Genomic DNA, 20,956 nt, shown 5'->3' with positions numbered 1-20,956 from the left:
CGCTTGCTGGTCGACCGGGCGGCACGCCGCGCTAGCGGTCGGGCACCACGTCGAACGCCACCGTAAGCCGCGGGCGGTCGCCCGAAAAAGGCACGGTGCCGTGCCAGAAATAGGATGGAAACAGCACCAGCATGCCCACCTCGGGACGCACCACGTGCTCGGCCGGGCAAACCGGTGTTGTCGCGATGCTGGGTTCACCGAAGGTGAGCACGCCATCCTGGCGGTGCGCGTCGGCCATGCTGTCGGGCAGGTCGATATAGCAGGCCGACGAAAGCCATCCGCGCGGATGCACGTGGCTGGTGTGGAATCCGGACGTCCGCAGCCGCACCGACCAGCTGCCGTTGAAACGCCAGCCGCCGTGGTTGCGCCGGCGCAGCGGATCGGCGCCATGGCCGATGTGCTCCAGATAACCGCGGATCGGCGCTTCGAAGGCCTTGAACAACGCCTGGATCACCGGGTCCGCCGTGCGCGTCAGATCCCCGGTGGTTTCGGTGCCATGACGCAGCGACTGGAACAGCAGCGGGTGATTCTGGGTGTCGTGCAGCCGATCGAGACTGCGTCGCAGGTCGGCGAGGAAACCGGCCAGGTCGGACCAGCCCGGCGGCGCCTCCAGCCGCTGCGGCAGCACCAGTCGCGGATAGTCGCAAAGCTCGTGGTAGCGCGGATCGCCCAGCAGGCGCCAGGCAGTCGTCTGCAGGGCGATCAGGTATTGATCGTCGGGTGCCTGTGCCAGCAGGGCCTCGCAGTGCGGCAGGCTGCCGCGCGCATCGCCGATGCCCAGTTGGGCGGCCACCATCAGCTTTCGTGCCGAGCTGTCGGTGGGCAGTGCGCGCAACGCGCGCTCGGCCAGGCCGAGCGCGATGGCCGGATCGAACTCCAGCGCCGCCAGGCCCGCGCGCACCAGCAGCGCCGGCGCGGCCTGCGGGCGCGCCGCCTGGGAAGCCAGGCAGGCATAGGCGCCGCGGGGATCGCCGGCACCCTGCAGGACCGCGGCCTTGGCCGCCCACAGTGCATCGTCGTTGGCGAAGGTCTGCAGGGCCCGATCCATCGTGGCGGTCGCCTCGGCGCTGTCACCGGTGCGCATCCAGACCAGCCGCGCGAGATGGCTGTGGGCGTCGAGCAGTCGGGGCTCCAGCCGCAGGCAATCGCGCAGGGCCGCTTCGGCGCGCTCGAAGTCGCCCAGCGCGATCAGGCTGCGGGCATGGGTGTGGTACAGCGCGGCGGAACGGTATCCCGTGCCCAAGGCCTGGCGCGCCAGCTGCTCGGCCTCCGCCGGCTGGTTCGCCGCATCCAGGGCGATCGCCAGCGCATGCGCGGCGACAGGATTGTCGGGCGCGGCGGCCTGCACCTGCCGGTAGGCGGCGACCGCCTCGCGCTGGCGCCCCAGCGCCGCCAGCGCGGCCACGTGCTGGGTGACCAGCTCCGCGTCGGCGTTCGGGCCGGTGCAATACGGAGCGGCGACGGCGAGCGCCTGTGCCGGGCGCTGGGTGTCGTTGTAGTAACGGGCCAGCACCAGCGCCGCCCGCGGCGATGGCGGTGTACCCGCGACCGCGCGTTGCAGCAGTGGTTCGGCCTCGCCGGCGCGCCCGCTGTGGAGCAGCAGCTCGCCAAGGGTGGCCAGCGTCGGTGTCCAGCCCGGATCGAGCGCGAGCGCCTGGCGCAGCAGCGCTTCGGCGCCGACCGCATCACCCAGTGCCTGCCGGGTCCCGGCGAGCAGACGTCGTGCCTCGGCGAACCCGGGATTGTCCGCCACGACCGCTTCGAGCCGATCGTGCGCGTCCCGAAAGCTGCCCGCCTGCAGCAGCGCGCTGATGCGCCGCATGGCATCGATGAGGGAAGGAGAGATCGTGGACATCAGGCGACCAGATTAACCGGCAGCCGGGCCCGATAGGCAAGACCCGGCCACCTGAAGTATGAACCCTGGGGCGCAACCTGCCGACCCGGCTGGCGGGAAGTCGGCGAATGCCGGGTCTCCGGCGAGCCCGGAACAGCCGCAGCGGGAAAAAAGAAACGGCCCGGATCGTGGAGGGTGCGATCCGGGCCGTCAGCGCTGATGCTGGCGCTGCAACAGTCTAGAACCTGTACTTGGCCTGGAAATTGACTTCGCGGCCCTGCAACGGACGCGCCAGAATCACGCCGCCGACGCCGGTGTTGACGCCAAACACGCGTGCATTGCCTTCGGTCAGACCGATTTCATTGGTGAGATTGCTGCCCAGCAGGCTGAACTGCCAGTTCTGCTGGTAGTTGGCCACGATGCCTGCGTCGAACGTGTGATACGCGCCCAGCGGTTGCAGGCCCGACTGATCCTCGTAGCGTTGACCGATATGGCTGTAGGTGACCCAGCCGGTGATGTCGCCCCACCCCGTCACCACCTTGTAACTCGGGGTGAACATGAAGCGGAACTTCGGCTGCCGCTGCAACGGCTGGCCATTGAGGCCGATACATGTCGAATTGCCGTTGATGTCGAAGTACGGGGCGCAGCCGTTGTAGCCGGTGTAATGGCCGTCCATGTAATTGCCGATCAACGCCAGCTTCAGGTTTTCGATCGGTGACCATGTCGCGTTGAGGTTCACACCCTTGGTAGAGGATCCGTAGGTCGATATCTTGCCGATCGGATTGCCGGCGATATCAGTTTCCTGGTACTGCAGGCCGGTGAACGTGCGGTGGTAGGCGCTGAGGTCCAGGTAGATGCTGCTGGACTGGTACTTGAAGCCGCCTTCCAGGTTCCGGATTTTTGCCATCGGCGCAAAGTCGCCACCGGCACCACGGATGCCATTGTCGAAATCGTCGAAGTGCGCACCGGTGTTGGCCCGGATGTACACGCTCATGTTGTCGGCCAGCTCGTAGTTCGCGCCGACCGTGAACGAGGGATGCGTCTTGTTGTAGTCCTCGTGATCGAACGTGCCGTTGCAGACCGGCGTGGTGTTGTCATACAGCGTATTGGGATTGCCATCCAGGTCGACGTTGGTCCGGTTGCAGGTGTTCTGCGTGGCATGCAGGTTTTCCACGCGCCCGGAAGCATCGAACAACCAGCGACCGATCTTCCACGAGTCGGACAGATACAGCGCCTTGTTGATCGCCTTGCCGTTTTCGGCGATGTCGTAATTGCCGTTGAAGCTGACGAAGCCCTGCGGGTTGGTCACATAGATGGTCTGTCCGTTCTGGTCATAGCTCAACGTGATCGGCTTGGCATTCGGCGTATTGGTCATCAGCATCTGGTTGCCCAGCGACCAATTGTCGTTGTCGGTGGATCGGGCCAGGTACAGGCCGACGGTCAGCGTATTGCCTTCGAAGATTTCCTTGCTGATGCGGAAATCGTTGTTGATCGTCCGCAGGTGCTTCTGGATGTACCACCAGCCCTGGTGGATCACGCTCTGCCCCGGCGCCACCGTGCCACCGCCGACATAGTTGGCGCTGACGTTCTGACTGGTGGGGTAGTTCAGGGTATCGCCGTCGACCGGCTGATTGGCGCTGTCGCAGAAGCCGGCGGGTTGCGCCATGTTGCAACCGTAGAGGTAGTAGCTCAGCGGCTTCGGATTGCTGCCCGAGAACAGCGCATTGGTATTGAGATCGCCGCCACCGAACACGAAGTGGTCCGAGATGGTCCAGCCGCCGAATTCGCCGTCGTAGCTGCCGCCGAAATAGTTCAGCTTGCCGCCGCGACCGTTGGCGAGGTTCGCTCCCACCAGACGGCCATAGGCATCGGGCACGTTCACGTGCTGGATCGCCTTGCTGTAGTAGGTGTCGGTCAGCGGGTCGAAGCCCGGATAGGCAGAGAACGAGGAACCATTGCCCTGGATCAGCGGAATCGGCGTGATGAACTGGTTCTTGTCGTTGAGCGCGCGCGCCCAGAACATGACGGTGCCGTTATCCATGTCATGGGTGAGGGTGGCGGTCAGCTGACCGCCCTTGTCGGCAGGGAATTGCGGATCGCGCACGCCATCGGACTTGCGCCAGAACCCGCCCACGCTGCCGTACCAGTTCTCGGCGATCGGGAAGCCGTAGAAACCGTCCACCCGATACATGCCCTCCGAGCCGTAGGTCACCCCGATGTCGCCCGAGGGCGTCTCGGTGCCCTGGCGCAGGATGAAGTTGGCCGTTGCGCCCATCTGCCCCGGGCCGAACACGGCACCCGGACCGCCCTGCACGATTTCGACGCGTTCGATCGTGTCATCCAGACGGAACAACGAACTGCTGTCCATGAAGGAGAGCGACGGCATGCCGTACAGCGGCGTGCCGTTGACCATGTTGGTGAAGAACGGCGCATCGCCGCCGCCCGGGAAGCCGGCGATTTCGATGTTGGCGCCGGTCTGGCCACCGCTGGACTCCGGCCAGATTCCCGGCGAGATCTTCAGCAGGTCGGCCGTGCTGACCGGCACGGCTTCCTTGATCTGGGCGAGGTTGGCCGAGACGATGTTGTAGCTCGCGTCGATCTTCCTGACACCGAGGGCATTGCCGGTGACGACGACGGCCTGCAGCGATTTCGCATCGCTTTGGCTGGCCGCCTGTTGCTGGCTGCGTGCGGCCGCCTTGCTGGCCGGTGTCGCACCTGATGTCGACTGGTCGGGAGCATTCTGATCGGCAGCCGCCCACACGATATTCGGGAGTGCTGCAGCGATCGCGGTAGCCAAGGCAAGTCTGATTAGTTCGGGGTGCTTCATGGTTCTCCCTCCTCAAGGCGGTGCCGGAACACCGGTTGTTTTTGATGTAAACCTGGATGCAGTTCGATCTACCACGTGATACCCGATAGACGTTCGCGCTCAAGCCGGCGCGAGAAATTTCCCCAGCTCGAATGACGTCAGATCGGGCAGTACAGCATCGGCGTCGCGCAATACCCGCGCGTCGCCGATGCCCAGGGCAGCCATGCCCGCAGACTTGATCGCAGCCACTCCCGCCTGCGCGTCCTCGATACCCAGACAGCGGGCCGGGGGGACACCCAGCGCGGCGGCGGCGCGCCGGAAAATCTCCGGATCGGGCTTCGCGCGCGCCAGCGTCGAAGCGTCGACCACATGATCGAAAAATTCGGCAATGCCCATCCGCTCGACCAGCTCGCCGGCACTGCGGCTGGCCGACGCCAGCGCGATCTTCAGACCGGCGCTTCTGGCCGCGGTCAACGCGGCCAGCGCGCCCGGCAGGAGGTCCCGCGCCGAGAATGTCCCGATGGCCTCTCGGTAATAGCCATTCTTCCGATCGGCGAATTGCTGCTTCTGCTCGGCGCTGTACTTGCCGGCGGCTTCGCCGAGCACAAGGTCGAGCGAGGTGGCGCGGTCGACACCCTTGAGCCTCTCGCCGATGTCGTCGTCCCATGGCAGCCCGAGCTCGCCGGCCAGCCGCTTCCAGGCCGCATGATGCAGATGCGCGGTATCGGCCAGCACGCCGTCGAGATCGAAGATCAGCGCCTCGATCGCACGCGGGAACGTGATCGCGACCGGTGCCGGTGCTGTATCGGCATGATCGGTCAACGCCAGCGACTGCGTCGCACCTTCGACCAGCTGCAGCGGCCGGCCGGCGTGCAGGACGGTCAGCGGCGCGCCGCTGGTGAGGGTGTAACGGGCGGTCTGCGCGTCGACCGCGACCGTGATGCAACGCCCCTTCCAGACCACCCCGAAGCGGTAGCCGCGCCATGCGGAAGGCAGCACCGGATCGAAGCCGAGCAGACCGTCATGCCGGCGCAGGCCGCCGAATCCCCAGGCGAGCGCAAGCCAGCTTCCGGCCATCGCAGCCATGTGCGCGCCGTGACTGGTGTTCGCGTGCAGGTCGTCGAGATCGACACGCAGGCCTTCCATGAAGTAGCCATGCGCCTTTTCCGTGTAGCCGACTTCCGCGGCGAGCACCGCGAAGGTCGACGCGGACAGGGTCGAGTCGTGAACCGTGATCGCCTCGTAGTAGTCGAAGCTGCGGCGCCTGGCGGCGCGGTCGAGGTTGTCGCCCGCCAGTACCAGCGCCAGCAGCGCATCCGCCTGCTTGCACACCTGGTGCCGATACAGCGTCAGCGGGTGGTTGTGCATCAGCAGGGGATACTGTTCCGGCGGCGTACCGGCGAAATCCCACAGCGGCTTGTCCAGGAACGTGTCGTCCTGCGCCACGATGCCCAGGCGCTCGTCATACGGCAGGTACATCGCATCGGCCGCTCGCGACCAGTCGGCGATTTCGTGTTCCGGCAACTCGAGCTTCTGCTGGAGCGCGGCAAACAGCGCAGGCGAGCTGTCGGCCAGCTCGCGCGCCACCCCGGCGGCATAGCGCAGGTGCTCCTGCGCCATCCGGTTGGTGTAGTAGTTGTTGTCGACCAGCGCGGTGTATTCGTCCGGCCCGGTGACGTCATTGATGCAGAATGCCCCGCCGCGGCGTGCATTGAAGTGTCCGACCTGCAGCCAGATCCGCGCGGTCTCGAACAGGATTTCCGCGCCACCCTCGGCCAGGAAGCCGCGATCGTCGCTGGCCTCGACATAGAGTCTGATCGCGAACGCGATCGCGGCATTGATGTGGTATTGCGCCGAGCCGCTGGGGTAATGCGCCGAGCACTCGTCGCCGTCGATCGTGCGCCACGGATAGAGCGCGCCGTGGGCATGGTTCATCTCGCGCGCATGCGCCCGGGCACGGTCCAGGGTGCGCAGGCGCCATAGCAGGCCCGCCTTGACCAGCGCCGGCTCGATGAACGCCAGCGCGGGCAGCACGAAGGTTTCCGAGTCCCAGAACACATGCCCCTCGTAGCCCTCCCCGGTCAGGCCCTTCGCCGCGCTGCCACCGCGCCCGTCGCGGCCGGCCGACTGGAAGATGTGGAACAGGTTGAATTTCAGCGCCTGCTCGCTCGGCAGGTCGCCTTCGATCGCCAGCTCCGCACGCTCCCAGAACGCGGCGAAGTCACTTGCCTGGCTCTGCACTACCTCGTCGAAACCGGCGCCGATGGCACGCTCCAGCGAACCGCTGGCACGCAGGTGCAATTCCTCGTGGGATATCTCCTGCTGCGGCCGGCTCCACGCGTAGGCGACGAATTTCTCGATCGCGACCGATTCGCCAGCCCCGATGTGGCCGGAATAGACCTGCCGGACGCTGTCGCGCTCGGCGGTGGCACTGGAAAAGACCAGCCCGCTGACCTGGTGGCGCTGCAGGCAGACCACGGAAATGGCGCTTTCGCGGGTCGCCTGCGCGAGCCATGCCCCGGCTTCGGTGGCGGCCGCATGCTGTACCTGCAGTGCGAGGCCGCTGCCGGTACCGAAGCGCGGATCGTCGCCCTGCGCGGCGGCCGCCTGATGGCCGAATATCGACGACTCGAGGGCGATCGGACCGGCATAGTCGATCGAACGCAGGCGCATGCGGATGCAAAGCAGGCCCGGATGGGCGATCGGGACCACCCGCTCCGCCTCCAGCTCGAAGGTGTGTCCCTGCGCGGTGCGCCAGCGCAGATGGCGCGAGAGCCTGCCTTCGTGGAGATCGAGCATGCGATCGAACGCGAGAACCTCGCCCTGGGTCGGATCGGCCGGCAGCTCGCCCAGGCGGATGCGGATGGCCGTGGCTTCGGCGACCGGCACCCGCGTATCCGTATGGCGAGCAAAACCGAAGTGACGCTCGTGATAGTGGATCGGTGCGCGCTCCCACACCCCCGCCAGGAAGCTTCCCTGGGTGGGGCTGGCGGACTCCTCGAAGCCGCCGCGCACGCCAAGCGAGCCATTGGCCAGCGCGAACAGCGTCTCGTCGCACGCGGCCTGGTCGGGCCGCCATTGCGACTGGCGCAGGCGCCAGCAATCGTCACCAGTGACGGGCGTATCGAAGGCGCGGGCATGCGGCCCCGTGCCCGCGACATCGCCGCGCTGGACCGCGCCTTCCCGGGTACGCGGATTAATCGCGCTCATGGGACCCCGCGAAGTCGGCCAGACCCGGCCGACGGCGATCGACAGCACGACCGCTGTCCGCACACGGGCGAACGATGGAATTTCTCCGGATCAAGCTTCCCCTCCACTTTTGGCGCGCTGTTACAGGCATCGATGGGTACCCGACGCGAGCAGGTCTTAGCGCAAACCTAACATTGAACTGTTATCGATATCAAGATACCGATAACATTTGCTGCGTATGCACATCGGAGACCGTTGCGGGCCACGCGACGCGCCGCCGTGACAGCCGCCTGCGGCCCGGCGTAGGATCGCAATGGCCTTGCCCTGCGGGTGTCGTGATGACCAGCGAGTTCAACCCGGCGCGCCGCGCCCTATTGAAATACGGCGCCTTTTCGACGGCGGGACTGGCCCTGTGGCCGGGCCACTCGGCGGCGGCCGCCGCGATGACGCCAGCGCCGCTGGGCGAACTCGGCTATGCGCAGGTGCAGCTCGGCCCTGGCCCGCTCGAACGCCAGGTGCGCGAAAACCATCACCTCGTGCTGCATCTCGATGAGGATGCGTTGCTGCGACCCTTCCGCCTGCGGGGCGGCCTGCCCGCGCCGGGGCAGGAGCTGGGCGGCTGGTACGACACCTGGGGCTTCGCGCCGGGCGCCACGTTCGGCCAGTGGCTGAGCGCGCTGGCGCGCTACTACGCGATCACCGGTGACGTCGCCACGCGGGCCAAGGTCGACCGGATGGTGCGCGGCTATGCCGCGACGATCGATGCGGGCGGCAGGTTCTACCGCAACAACCGGTTCCCGTCCTACATCTACGACAAGCTGGTCGGCGGCCTGCTCGATGCAAGCCGGCTGGCCGGCAACGACATCGCACTGGCCACGCTGCGGCGCACGACCCGGGCGGCGCTGCCCCACCTCCCGCCGCACGCGATGCCGCGCAATGAAGCGGCCCGGCCGGGCGAGGACTTCAGCCAGCACGCCTGGGACGAGAGCTACACGCTGCCGGAAAACCAGTTCCTCGCCTTCCGCCTCACCGGCGACGAGCAGCATCGGGCGCTGGCCCGGCGCTTCCTCTACGACGACTTCTTCCTGCCGCTCGCACGCGGGGAGAACGTGCTGCCGGGCAAGCACGCCTACAGCCACATGAACGCGTTGAGCTCGGCGGCACAGGCGTACCTGTCGCTCGACCAGCCGGTGTACCTGCAGGCGGCGCGGCAAGGCTTTGCGATGGTCGACGCTCAAAGCTTCGCCACCGGCGGCTGGGGACCGGACGAGCATTTCGTGACACCGGGCAGCGGCAAGCTCGGCGACAGCCTGGCGGCCGAGCACAAGAGTTTCGAGACGCCGTGCGGCTCCTACGCGCACTTCAAGCTGACCCGCTACCTGCTGCGGGTGACCCGCGACCCCGCTTACGGCGACAGCATGGAACGGGTGCTCTACAACACCGTGCTGGGCGCGTTGCCGATCCAGCCCGACGGCCATGCGTTCTACTATTCCGACTACACCCGGCAGGCGCACAAGGGCTTCCATCCCGATCGCTGGCCGTGCTGCTCCGGCACCCTGCCGATGATCGCGGCGGACTACCGCATCAGCGTCGCCTTCACCGATGCGCAAGGCATCTACGTGAACCTGTATGTGCCGGCACAGCTGAGCTGGCGCCAGCACGGCCATGCTGCCCGCCTTTTGATCGACACCCGCTATCCGCATGCCAGCGCGATCAGCATGACCGTGCAGACGTCGGCGCCACAGACGTTCGCGGTCAACCTGCGCATCCCCGCCTGGGCCACCGGCGCAAGCCTGCGCGTCAACGGCAGGCACGAAGCGGTTCCGCTGGTACCCGGAACCTTCGCCACGCTGCATCGCCCATGGCGCCCCGGCGATCGCATCGAACTCGACCTGCCATTGCACACGCGCCTGCAATCGGTCGATGCCGAGCACCCGGACACGGTGGCCCTGCTCGCCGGCCCTTTGGTGCTGATGCGCCTGCGCGACGGCGCGCCGCCCGCCCCGCCGAGTCGTCGCGAGCTGCTGTCGGCGCAACCGGTCCACGGCAACGCCTCGTCGTGGCGTGCAGGCAGCGGCCCAGCCGCCGTCACGCTGCGCCCGTTCTGCGACATCGGTGGCGAGGGCTACAGCACCTATCAGCGCGTGGACACGACTTGAACCCGCTCTCCATGGTGGCGCGACTCCGCACCCGGCCCGCGGCGCCACCCCGTGGACCACGGCTTCACCGACCGCGCGGGTGGCCGTCCGCATCACAGGCACCCGGCCCATGGCATCGGTAGAGCAACTCTGGAGCAAGGCTCAACGCTACCTGTCCGACGGTCAGCCCATCGCCGCGAGGATCGCCTGCGAGAGCATTCTCAATCGCGATCCCGCACACATCGACGCGCGTCTGCAGCTCGCCAGCATCCTGCTGTCGGAACACCGCATGCGCGACGCCGCGCAATGCCTGCTCCACGCCGCGGAGCTTCCGGCACTCGATGCGCAGCAGGCGTTTTCGGTCGCGATGGCGCTGCTGCGCGTGGGCGAGATCCTCGCCGCGCGCGACTGCGTCGAGCGGGCCACGGCGGCGGCAGCCGACTCCGGCGCAGCCTGTGCGGCGCTGGCGCGGGTCCGGCAGGCGACCGGCGAACACCCCCAGGCGCTCGCGCTGCTCGATCGCGCGCAGGCGCTTGGCTTCGACAGTGCCGAATTCCAGTATTTCCTGGGGCATCAACGGTTGTTCAACGGCGACATCGATGCCGCCCGGGCCGCGTTTGAAAGCTGCCTGCGCCTGCAGCCGGGATTCGGCCGGGCCGTGCTGTTGCTGGGCCGCTTGCGCGGGCACGCGCCCGAACCGCGGGCGCTGCGGGAGCTCCAGCACCACGCGCCATTCGTCGACGCCGGCAGTATCGACGATGCGGCGCTGGCCTTTGCCCGGTTCCATGCGCTGGACGCCCTGGGCGACGTCGCCGGCGCCTGGTCGGCCCTGCAACGCGGCAACGCGATCATGCACGCCCGCCTGCCCTGCGATCCGGCCTACGAGGCGCGCCTGGTCGACCGGATCATCGCGCGCTCGGCCAGCCTGGCCGAAGCGGTTCCGGAGCACGCCGATGCGCAAGATGCGGGGCCGCAGCCGATCTTCATCATCGGCATGCCGCGGTCCGGCACGACCCTGCTGGAACGTATCCTGGGCAACCACTCGCAGGTGGCCGCCGCGGGCGAACTCGAGGACTTCAGCCGCGCGCTGCGCTGGCAGGCCGACTGGCATGACCGCTACCTGATCGATCCCGAGCTGCCGGAGCGCCTGGCGCAGGCCGACCTGGCACAGGCCGGTCGTCGCTATCTGGCGCAGACCCGCTGGCGCGCCGGCAACAGGCCCCGGTTCGTCGACAAACTGCCGATGAACTATTTCCTGGCCGGCTACATCCCGCGCGCCTTGCCACAGGCGCGGATCGTGCACATCCAGCGCGAGCCGATGGATGTCTGCTTCTCCAACTACAAGGCGTATTTCGGCAACGACTGTGCCTACAGCTACGACCTCACCGCCGTGGCCGCACGCCATCGGCAATACCAACGGCTGATGCGGCACTGGCATCGGCTCATGCCGGGGCGGATCCTCGAGGTGTCCTACAGCCGGTTGATCCATGCGCCGCAAACCGTCGCCCGTGAAATCCTCGGGCATTGCGGACTGGCGTTCGAACCCGGCTGCGTCGACTTGCGCAGCAACACGGCACCGGTGGCCACCTTGAGCGCCGAACAGGTGCAGGGCGACATCCACGATCGCGCCGAGCGCGCATCGACTCCGTATGCGCCCTACCTCGCCACGCTGAGGGAGGCGCTGGCGGAACCGCCAGAGGGTCCCGACGGCAACTAGGTCGAACGCACCACCAGGCTGACCGGCAAGGTCTCCGACTGGGCCGGCTCATCGCGGATCAGCGCCAGCACCTTGCGCGCCAGCAGCATGCCGCCCTCCTGCCAGTCCTGGTGCACCGAACTCAGCGCCGGCAGGAAGCTGGCCCCCAGCGGCATGTCGTCGTAACCCACCACCGAGACATCGCCGGGCACCGTACGGCCCATCTGCTGGATACCGCGGATCGCGCCGATCGCCAGCAAGTCGCTGCAGGCGAAGATCGCGTCGAAATCGACCTTTCGCGCTTGCAGCGAGTGCACCGCGTCGGTGCCGGAGTCCGCCGTGAACTCGTCGCGCCGCATCAACAGCGGCTTGATCCCGTGCACACCCAGCGCATCGACGAAACCATTCAGGCGTTCGTAGATCTCGGGATGGCTGGGATTGCCGATGAATACCGGGTGCCGACGACCCAGGCGGAAGAAATGATCGGCCACCACCGCGCCACCCAGCCGGTTGTCGCTGCCGACCACCACATGCGAGTCGCCCTTCAGGCCCGCGCCCCACACCACCATCGGCACCCCGAGCTTGTCGAACCGGTGCACGGCATCCTGATGCACGCCCTGCCCCAGCAGGATCAGCCCGTCGGCCGCCTGCACCGCGGCGGCCGTGGCGCCTTGCCGCGTCGTGAGCAATACGCTGTATCCCGCCGCCGTCAGCTCCTGCGAAATGCCGCCGAGCAAACCCAGCGGATAGGGATCGAACATGGTGCGGTCGCTGGACGGCTTCATCTCCACGATCACCGCCACCGTGTGGCTGCGCCGCAGGCGCAGGTTGCGGGCACTGATGTTGAGCTTGTAACCGTGCTCGCGTGCCAGTTCGCGGATCCGTTCGCGCGTTTCCGGATTCACCAGCGGACTGTCGCTCAGCGCCCTCGAAACGGTGATTTTCGACAACCCCGCCAGTTTGGCCAGGTCAGCCATGGTCGGACCGGCCGAAAGCAGCTTTCCTACCTGTTTCTTGCTTGTCCGGCTCAATTCCAGGTCCTCCCGTTTGCAACCCGGGCGCATACCCGGTCTGCCTCAGTGTGGCCATTTACGCCAGAGGCGTCCATGCCGCGAACCGTGGTCGGATCGCCATCCGGCGAGGACGCCAACCCGTCACCGCCCGCTCGGCGCCGTGGGCCGGTTCGTCGATGATACCGTTACCATAACTTGATACCGATATCATTTGTCGGCACACTCGGCCCCCAATGACTGATTCCATCGCGCAGGGGTGATCCAGTTCGCATCCCATCGCGACACAGGCCGCTCCGCGCCCGCGGATGCATCACGAAGCAGGTGTCCATGAACCGATTCCGCATGATCGTCGCGCTGGCCCTGATCTACATGGTGTTCGCCATCCTTCTGAACAGCGTCGGCACGGTGATCCTGCAGGCGATCGTCAGCTTCGGCGTGGACAAGCCCCAGGCCAGCCTGCTCGAGCTGTTCAAGGACCTGACGATCGCGGTGACCTCGCTGCTGGTGGCGTCCTTCCTGCCCCTGCTGGGCTATCGACGCGCGATGATGCTCGCGCTGGCGATCGTCGGTTGCGCCTGCACGCTGATGCCGCTCTACCCCGGCTTCCACACCACCGAACTGCTGTTCACCTGCATCGGGGTGTCGTTCGCGCTGACCAAGGTGGCGGTGTATTCGTCGATCGGACTGCTGACCAGCAACAAGGCCGAGCACGGCCGGCTGACCAATACCATCGAGGGCCTGTTCATGGTCGGCGTGCTGGCCGGCGGCTGGATCTTCAGTGCCTTCATCGACCACGCCGCGCCGGCGAACCCGTCCTGGCTCAACGTCTACTGGCTGCTCGCCGGCCTGTGCGCGCTGGTGATCGTGCTGCTGGCCACCTCGCAGCTGGACGAATCGGCAGCGCACACCGAAAAGACCAACTCGATGCGCGGTTCGCTGCTGGAAATGCTGCAGCTGTTCCTGCGCCCGCTGGTCTATGTGTTCCTGATCTCGGCGTTCCTGTACGTGCTGATCGAGCAGAGCTTCGGCACCTGGCTGCCGACCTTCAACAACGAAGTGCTGAAGCTGCCGAACGCGATGAGCGTCCAGGTCGCCAGCATCCTGGCCGGCACCACCGCGATCGGTCGCCTGCTGGCCGGCCAGGTGCTGCGCCGGGTGCCCTGGTACGTCCTTCTGAACATCTGCGTGCTGGGCATGGGCGCGCTGGTCCTGGTGACCCTGCCGCTGGCCGAGCACGTGGTCGCGCGCGCGAACGTCGGCTGGTTCAACGCGCCGGTCGCCGCCTACCTGATTCCATTGATCGGCCTGCTGATGGCGCCGATCTACCCGGTGATCAATTCGGTCGCGCTGAGCTCGCTGCCGAAGCCGTCGCATGCCGCGATGACCGGACTGATCGTGATCTTCTCGGCCCTGGGCGGCACGCTGGGATCGCGCATCACCGCGATCGTGTTCTCGCGCTTCGACGGCATCCACGCCTTCTACTTTTCGTTGATCCCGATGACGCTGCTGCTGATCTCGCTGTTCCTGTTCAAGCGCGAAACCGATCGCGACGGAACGATGATCCCGGTGAAGGTCGGTCTTGCCGCCAAATAAGTGCCGTTCCCGACACTGCCGACGGGACGTAACGACACGTTGGAGTCCGCATGAAACCTCGCCCGCTCAAGCTCGCCCGCCTGTGGCTCGTCGCGGCGGCGATCGCCGCGCCGGCGTTCGGCCAGACCGACCCCAGCTTCCTGCTGACCGCCAGCGCGAAGGACTTCGCGACCTACTTCCCGGGCCAGCTGGCCAACGGCTACCTGTCCACCTTCACCGCGCCGCGCGGTACCGAGGGCAACCTCGCCTACCTGGTCGGCTTCATGGACTACGCCAGGGACGACATGTCCCGGCCGGCAGCGATTCCGGGCTGGACCGAAATCGACTACAGCACGGGCCCGTCCGACGCCGGTCATTTCTGGATGAACCAGGTCGACCTGAGCCCGTCGGTGTTCCAGGACTACCGGCAAGTGCTGGACATGCACGACGCCACCCTGACCACCCGCTACCGCTACCTCGACCACGGCCGGGCCACGCGGATCGAGGTGGTGACCCTGGTCAGCCAGGCATCGCCGCACCTGGCGGCCAGCCGGATCTCGATCACGCCGGAATTCGACGGCGTGGTGCAGCTGTCGTTCGCGCTCAACCTTTGGGCACCGTCCCAGCCGCGCCTGCCGCTGGCGCGGTTGACCGGCGACGAGATGCAGATCGCGGTCGCCGCACACAACCTGAAGCTGCAGGCGATTCCTCCGGCCACGCCGGATCGTGCCGCCGTCTGGTACCACGGCGACACCCATCTGCTCGCCGACGGCGGTGACAGCAGGGACCTGACGTTGTGGCTCGACGGGCGCGCGGAGCAGGGCCCGGGCATGGCCGAAGCGGCCGCGATCGCCCTGCCCGAGGGACTCAGGCCGGTCGCGGCGAAGCTGCACAAGAGCATCTATCGCCTCGCACTCGACCTCGAGGTGCGCGTGCACAAGGGCCAGACCTACACCTTCACCAAGTACGTCGCGGCGTCGCGCGACCGGTGGGGCGGCGACGCGCAGGCCGATCTCGCACTCGCCACGGCGGCGCGTCGCGACGGCTTCGCCAGGCTGCTCGGCGCGCAGCAGGCGGCATGGGCGAAGCTGTGGCAGAGCGACATCCGCATCGACGGCGATCCGAAGGCGCAGCAGGTCGTGCACTCGGATCTTTACTACCTGCTGTCCAACGCCACGCCCGACACCGCCTGGGCGATGGGTGCCAGCGGGCTGACCACCGGCTACGTCGGCCATATTTTCTGGGACAGCGATTCATGGATCTTCCCGGCGTTGTTGCTGCTGCACCCGCAACGCGCCAGATCGCTGGTGATGTTCCGCGATCGCACCCTGCCCGCGGCGCAGCAGCGGGCGCACGCACGCGGCCTGCAGGGCGCGATGTATCCGTGGGAAGCCGATCCGGAAAACGGCACCGAGCAGGTCCTGCATGCGGCCTGGGTGCTGGGCGAGCGCGAGATCCACGTCAATGCCGACGTCGCCATCGCGCAATGGCAGTACTACCTGGCAAGCGGCGACCGGGCCTGGCTGAAGCAGCATGGCTGGCCGGTGATTCGCGACGTTGCCCGCTACTGGACCAGCCGGGTGAGCTGGAACCGGCCGCGGCAGCGTTACGACCTCCTGCACGTCACCTCGGTCGAGGAAAACTACAACGACGTTCCCAACGACACCTACACCAACGCCGATGCGGCCAGGGCACTGACCATCGCCACCGCCGCAGCCGCGGTGGTTGGCGACAAGCCCGACCCTCGCTGGGCCGACATCGCCGCGAAACTGTACCTGCCGTTTTCCGCCAGCGGGCAGCACCATCTCGACATGGACGAGAGCGTGCCGCACGATCCCCGCGACAGCGACCTCGCCTTCCTGGCATTCCCCTCGCTCGACCTGCCGATGAGCGCGCCGGTGCGACGCAACGATTACGCGATCGTCGCCTCGCGCGTGGACCGGTCCACCGGCATACCCACCACGATGGGACTCGCACCGGTGGCGATCGCCGCGGCCGCCGCCAGCGACCTGGCCGAAGCGACCCGCTGGGTGGAGCGCAATGCCGCCACCGACATGTTCAAGCCGCCGTTCAACGTGCGCCCGGAAACGGCCAGCAACAACACCGGCTACTTCGTCACCGGCTCGGGCGGATTCCTGCAGAGCCTCATCTATGGCCTGACCGGGCTGCGCATCGAACCGGACGGCCTGGTCCAGGCCTACCCACCGCAGCTGCCGTCCGCCTGGAAATCCATGACGCTGAAGGACATCACGTTCCGCGGCAAACACTACGACGTCACCATCGATCGCGACGCTGCGGGCAAGCCGCGGTTGCGGAGAAAGGCCCTTTGAATGCCCATGACCGCGCCGGACAACCGGAATCTTTCACCCTTGCCTGAAGCCGGCATGCCAGGGAGATACTCCATGGAACTGAAAAGTCCCCCACGATGGCAGCGACTCGCCCTGCTCGCCGGCTGGCTGCTCAGCGTGTCGGCCCTTGCCGCCACCGAACGGGCGGGCGTCGACCGCCAGGGCAATGCGCACATTCCGGCTTTCACGGTGCCGTATTCGAGTTACGCCTCGCCACAGGCGCGCCAGATGTTCCAGCGCGTCCTCGAGCAGGGGCGCCATGCCCCGCCGCTGGCGGGGCCGATCGCGGACAGCCGCAGCTACTACGACAGGATCAACAGCGACCGGGCCGAGCGCATGCGGCGGCTCTACCCGGTCAGGATCGGGAACCGCCGCATCGGCGGCGTCCCGACCCAGGTGATCATGCCCGCCCGGGGCATCGCGGCCCGACAGCGCAAGCGCGTGCTGATCAACCTGCACGGCGGCGCCTTTCTGTGGGGCGCCGGCAGCGGGGGGCTGGTGGAATCGATCCCGATCGCCAGCCTGGGCGGGATCGAGGTGGTCAGCGTGGACTACCGCCAGGGCCCGGAGCACGTCTTCCCCGCGGCCAGCGAGGATGTCGCCGCGGTCTACCGCGCCCTGCTCAAGCAGTATCCAGCGCGGAACATCGGCATCTACGGCTGTTCCGCCGGTGGCGTGCTGACCGGCGAAGCGGTGGCCTGGATCATCGCCAGGAAGCTGCCGGTGCCCGGCGCGATCGGTACCTTCTGCGGGTCGGTCACCGACATGGGCGGTGACTCCACCTACATGGCGCCGGCACTGAACGGGGATCCGCTGACGGCGAAGCCGCTCAAGCTGGCCGACCTGCCCTACTTCCGCCAGGCGAAGGTCGGCGATCCGCTGGCATTCCCGGCGAATTCCCCTGCCCTGCTGGCGAAGTTCCCGCCCACCCTGCTGATCACCGGCACCCGCGATTTCACGCTGAGTTCGGTGATCCAGAGCCAGCGCCTGCTCAGCGCGGCGGGCGTCGACGCCGAACTGCACGTCTGGGACGGCATGTGGCACTCGTTCTTCTCCGATCCGGAACTGCCCGAATCGCGCGAGGCCTACCGGGTCATCGTCCGCTTCTTCGATCGGAAACTCGGCCGATAGCCCGGGGAGCGCACGCATGGCCAGCCCCGGCACCACCGCAGCCCCGCCGCCGCACGCTTTGCTCTTGAAAGCACCGACGGGTATCCTCTTCGTCCTTACCAGCCACGCGACGTGCCATGAGCCTGCAGACCGTCCTGGTCATTGACGACGAACGTGACATCCGAGAACTGTTGACCATCACGCTGGGGCGGATGGATCTCCAGGTCGAAGCCGTTGGCACCGTGGCCGAAGCGCGCCGCGCGCTGGCCGAACGCAGCTTCGACCTGTGCTTCACCGACATGCGGCTGCCCGACGGCAACGGTCAGGAAATCATCGAACTGATCGCCGAGAACAGCCCGGATACCCCGGTGGCGATGATCACCGCCTACGGCAACGTCGATGCCGCCGTGAACGCGCTGAAGGCGGGCGCCTTCGACTTCGTCTCCAAACCGGTCGACATCCAGATGCTGCGGGGCCTGGTGCGCACCGCCCTGCGCCTGGCCGAGGAAAAACGCGACGGCGCCGCCGCGGCGAAGGCCGGCGATTCCAGCGAACGCCTGATCGGCGACTCGCCCGCGATGCAGCAGGTACGCGCCACCATCGGCAAGCTGGCGCGCAACCAGGCGCCGGTCTACATCGCCGGTGAATCGGGCGTGGGCAAGGAACTGGTGGCCCGTCTGATCCACGAACAGGGCCCGCGCGCCAGCGGTCCGTTCGTGCCGGTCAACTGCGGCGCGATTCCGTCGGAGCTGATGGAAAGCGAGTTCTTCGGCCATCGCAAGGGCAGCTTCACCGGTGCCGGCGCCGACAAGGAGGGCCTGTTCCAGGCCGCCCAAGGCGGCACCCTGTTCCTGGACGAGGTCGCCGAGCTGCCGCTGCACATGCAGGTGAAGCTGCTGCGCGCGATCCAGGAAAAAGCGGTGCGCCCGATCGGTGGCCGCGACGAGATCCCGGTCGACGTGCGCATCCTGTCCGCGACCCACAAGAACCTCGGCCAACTGGTCGAGCAGGGCCAGTTCCGCCAGGATCTGTTCTATCGCATCAACGTGATCGAACTGCGCGTGCCGCCGCTGCGCGAGCGTCGCGGCGACGTGCCGCAGCTGGCCGCGTTCATCCTGAAGGCGCTGGCCGGCAAGAGCGGCGAAAGCATCGGCCAGCTCTCGCCGGCGGCTCGCGACGCGCTGGAAGCCTATGACTTCCCCGGCAACGTGCGCGAGCTGGAAAATATCCTCGAACGTGCAATGGCGATGTGCGACGGCGCGAATATCGACGCCTTCGACCTGATGCTGCCAAAGCGCAGCATGCGCAGCGGCTCCGATGCAGCGGCGTCGGCATCGGGTCATGACGCGGCGCCGGCCGTCGCACCGTCGACCACCAGTGCGAACGGCGGGCTGGACGACTACATCAGCAACCTCGAGCGCACCGCCATCGTCAAGGCGCTGGAGGAATCGCGCTACAACAAGACCGCGGCCGCCCGGAAACTCGGCATCACCTTCCGCGCGCTGCGCTACAAGCTGAAAAAGCTCGGCATCGACTGACACGCGAGCAGCAAGACCGTACCCTCGCGGTATCGGATCAGCCGAGGTGGCGCGGAACTCTGCCCAGGTGGTCATGCAGGTGGTGGCGGAGCAAGCCCTGCGCCTATGCAGGATCCTTGCTGCTGCCATCGGCGACCGCCCGCACGGCCTTGCGCAGCGTACGCAGCAGCACCTGGGTAGTGACCGGCTTGTCGATCACGTAGAGGTGCTCCAGTGGCGGCAACTCGTGCAGGTCCGGTGCCTCGCCCGGACGGGCCAGCAGGATCACCGCGCGCTTGTAGCCATGCTCGATCAACGCCGCCAGCGTGCGCACGCCGGTGAACAGGTTCATGTCCGCATCCAGCACCACCAGGTCGGGCAGGCCGCCCGCCTCGATCCATTGCAGTGCGGCGGTGCCGCTCTGGCTGGCGTGGGCCTGATAGCCATAGGCACCCAGGGTGTCGCTCAGTATGGACAGCTGACCCGCCTCCTCGACCACCACCAGCACGCGCTCGGCAGCACCCTCCAGACCCTCGAGGCTGTCGAGTTGGGTATCGTCGGCAACCAGCTCATCGAGCGGGATGTGCAGATCGAAGCGCGTGCCACGACCTGGCTGGCTGTCCACCCGCATCACCCCGCCGTGACTGGCGACGATCCGCTGGCATGACAGCAGACCGAGCCCGGTACCGGCCTCCTTGGTGGTGAAGAAGGGCTCGAACAAGCGTTCCAGCACCGCCTGATCCATGCCCGGGCCGTTGTCGACCACGCTGATGCACAGGTAACTGCCCGGCCGCGGCTGCTCCTCCGCCAGAAAGAAATCCTCGGGCAGCTGCTTCTGCGACGTCTCGATGCGCAGCTTGCCGCCCTCGGGCATCGCCTGGATCGCGTTGAGGCAGAGATTGAGCAGGCACTGCTGCAACTCGGTGTGGTTGCCCTCGAACGACAGCTCCGGATCTTCGATGGCCAGTTCCATCGTCACCGAGCGCGGCACGCTGCCCTGCATCAGCAGATCGAAGGCATTGATCAGCGCGCCCAGCCGCACCTGTTCCGCACGGCGCGCGCCACTGGCGAACGACAGCATCGACTGCACCATGTCCAGGCCGCGCTTGCCGCAATCGCGCACCAACTTGCCCAGCCGGGCCAGGCGCGGATCGTCCTGGTAATCCTGCAGGCTGTCACCGGCCAGCAGCAGCGGCTGCAGCAGATTGCGCAGATCGTGGCTGAGGCCACCGGCCAGCATCGCCAGGCTCTCGAAACGCTGTGCACGGATCAATTCGGCCTCCGATCGGCGACTGGTTCGCCGCGCGTCGGCCTCGGCCATCGCCCGACGCACCGCGCTGGCCAGCCGTGCCGGATTCTGCTTCAGGATGTAATCGGTGGCGCCATTGCGCAGTGCCTCGATCGCCGCCTCTTCGCCCAGCGTGGCGGAAACGAAGATGAACGGAAGATCCTCGTCGCGCTTGCGCAAGAGTTCCAGCGCGCGCTGGCCGGAAAAGCCGGGCATGCTGAGATCGGACAGCACGATGTGGGGATCGAAATCGTCCAGCGCCGCGATGAAGCGCGCCTCGTCATCGACCAGCCGCACCTCATAAGTGATGCCATCGGCATCCAGCTCGGCCAGCACCAGTTCGGCATCGAGCTCACTGTCCTCGACCTGCAGCACGCGGATGGTCGGCATGGTTGGACGCGGTCGGTTTGGCATGTTGTTTCCCTCGACTCCTCTCGCGTTCATC

The 20,956-nt window shown here is 67.0% G+C and carries 11 protein-coding genes; 6 read left to right on the top strand and 5 right to left on the bottom strand.

Annotation, left to right across the window (positions count from 1 at the left end; all coding sequences use genetic code 11):
- Nucleotides 1-31: 31 nt before the first annotated feature.
- From ACFPPA_RS15285 to pgmB, 3 genes are all read right to left on the bottom strand, one after another.
- On the bottom strand, nucleotides 32-1,855 hold the full coding sequence (locus tag ACFPPA_RS15285) for a tetratricopeptide repeat protein (protein WP_377321430.1): 1,824 nt from the start codon (nucleotides 1,853-1,855) through the stop codon (nucleotides 32-34).
- 217 nt (nucleotides 1,856-2,072) lie between these two features.
- Nucleotides 2,073-4,661, bottom strand: coding sequence for a TonB-dependent receptor (locus ACFPPA_RS15280; protein WP_377321428.1), 2,589 nt, complete (start codon nucleotides 4,659-4,661; stop codon nucleotides 2,073-2,075).
- Between the two features lie 99 nt (nucleotides 4,662-4,760).
- The gene (gene pgmB, locus ACFPPA_RS15275) at nucleotides 4,761-7,850 is read right to left on the bottom strand and encodes a beta-phosphoglucomutase (protein WP_377321426.1); all 3,090 of its coding nucleotides are present in this window, start codon (nucleotides 7,848-7,850) and stop codon (nucleotides 4,761-4,763) included.
- 317 nt (nucleotides 7,851-8,167) lie between these two features.
- Here pgmB and ACFPPA_RS15270 point away from each other — a divergent pair, with 317 nt between their 5' ends.
- A complete protein-coding gene (locus tag ACFPPA_RS15270) occupies nucleotides 8,168-9,988 on the top strand; it encodes a beta-L-arabinofuranosidase domain-containing protein (RefSeq protein WP_377321424.1) in 1,821 nt (606 codons plus the stop codon).
- A gap of 109 nt (nucleotides 9,989-10,097) precedes the next feature.
- The gene (locus ACFPPA_RS15265) at nucleotides 10,098-11,684 is read left to right on the top strand and encodes a tetratricopeptide repeat-containing sulfotransferase family protein (RefSeq protein ID WP_377321422.1); all 1,587 of its coding nucleotides are present in this window, start codon (nucleotides 10,098-10,100) and stop codon (nucleotides 11,682-11,684) included.
- Here the strand turns inward: ACFPPA_RS15265 and ACFPPA_RS15260 are convergent.
- Nucleotides 11,681-12,640 carry a LacI family DNA-binding transcriptional regulator gene (locus ACFPPA_RS15260; RefSeq protein WP_377321420.1) on the bottom strand — a complete coding sequence of 320 codons (960 nt, stop codon included), beginning with the start codon at nucleotides 12,638-12,640 and terminating at the stop codon, nucleotides 11,681-11,683. The two genes, ACFPPA_RS15265 and ACFPPA_RS15260, sit on opposite strands and share 4 nt — an antisense overlap.
- Before the next feature lie 363 nt (nucleotides 12,641-13,003).
- On the opposite strand from ACFPPA_RS15260, the gene ACFPPA_RS15255 reads away from it, so the two are divergent.
- The 4 genes from ACFPPA_RS15255 (at nucleotide 13,004) to ACFPPA_RS15240 (ending at nucleotide 19,244) form a co-directional block, all read left to right on the top strand.
- Entirely contained in the window at nucleotides 13,004-14,269 is a 1,266-nt protein-coding gene (locus ACFPPA_RS15255; RefSeq protein WP_377321418.1) for an MFS transporter, read from the top strand.
- A gap of 50 nt (nucleotides 14,270-14,319) precedes the next feature.
- Nucleotides 14,320-16,578 carry a glycoside hydrolase family 65 protein gene (locus ACFPPA_RS15250; RefSeq protein ID WP_377321416.1) on the top strand — a complete coding sequence of 753 codons (2,259 nt, stop codon included), beginning with the start codon at nucleotides 14,320-14,322 and terminating at the stop codon, nucleotides 16,576-16,578.
- Between the two features lie 72 nt (nucleotides 16,579-16,650).
- Nucleotides 16,651-17,727 (top strand): alpha/beta hydrolase, encoded by a 1,077-nt coding sequence (locus ACFPPA_RS15245; RefSeq protein WP_377321414.1) that lies wholly within the window; start codon nucleotides 16,651-16,653, stop codon nucleotides 17,725-17,727.
- 116 nt (nucleotides 17,728-17,843) lie between these two features.
- On the top strand, nucleotides 17,844-19,244 hold the full coding sequence (locus ACFPPA_RS15240; RefSeq protein ID WP_377321412.1) for a sigma-54-dependent transcriptional regulator: 1,401 nt from the start codon (nucleotides 17,844-17,846) through the stop codon (nucleotides 19,242-19,244).
- A 103-nt stretch (nucleotides 19,245-19,347) separates the two neighbouring features.
- Here the strand turns inward: ACFPPA_RS15240 and ACFPPA_RS15235 are convergent, their stop codons facing one another.
- Entirely contained in the window at nucleotides 19,348-20,925 is a 1,578-nt protein-coding gene (locus ACFPPA_RS15235; RefSeq protein ID WP_377321410.1) for a sensor histidine kinase, read from the bottom strand.
- Between the last annotated feature and the right edge of the window lie 31 nt (nucleotides 20,926-20,956).

The sequence above is a fragment of the Rhodanobacter ginsengisoli genome (assembly GCF_042657065.1).
GTDB lineage: Bacteria > Pseudomonadota > Gammaproteobacteria > Xanthomonadales > Rhodanobacteraceae > Rhodanobacter > Rhodanobacter ginsengisoli.
Note: the sequence above shows the minus strand (reverse complement) of the source record. Positions and strands in the feature narration are given on the sequence as shown.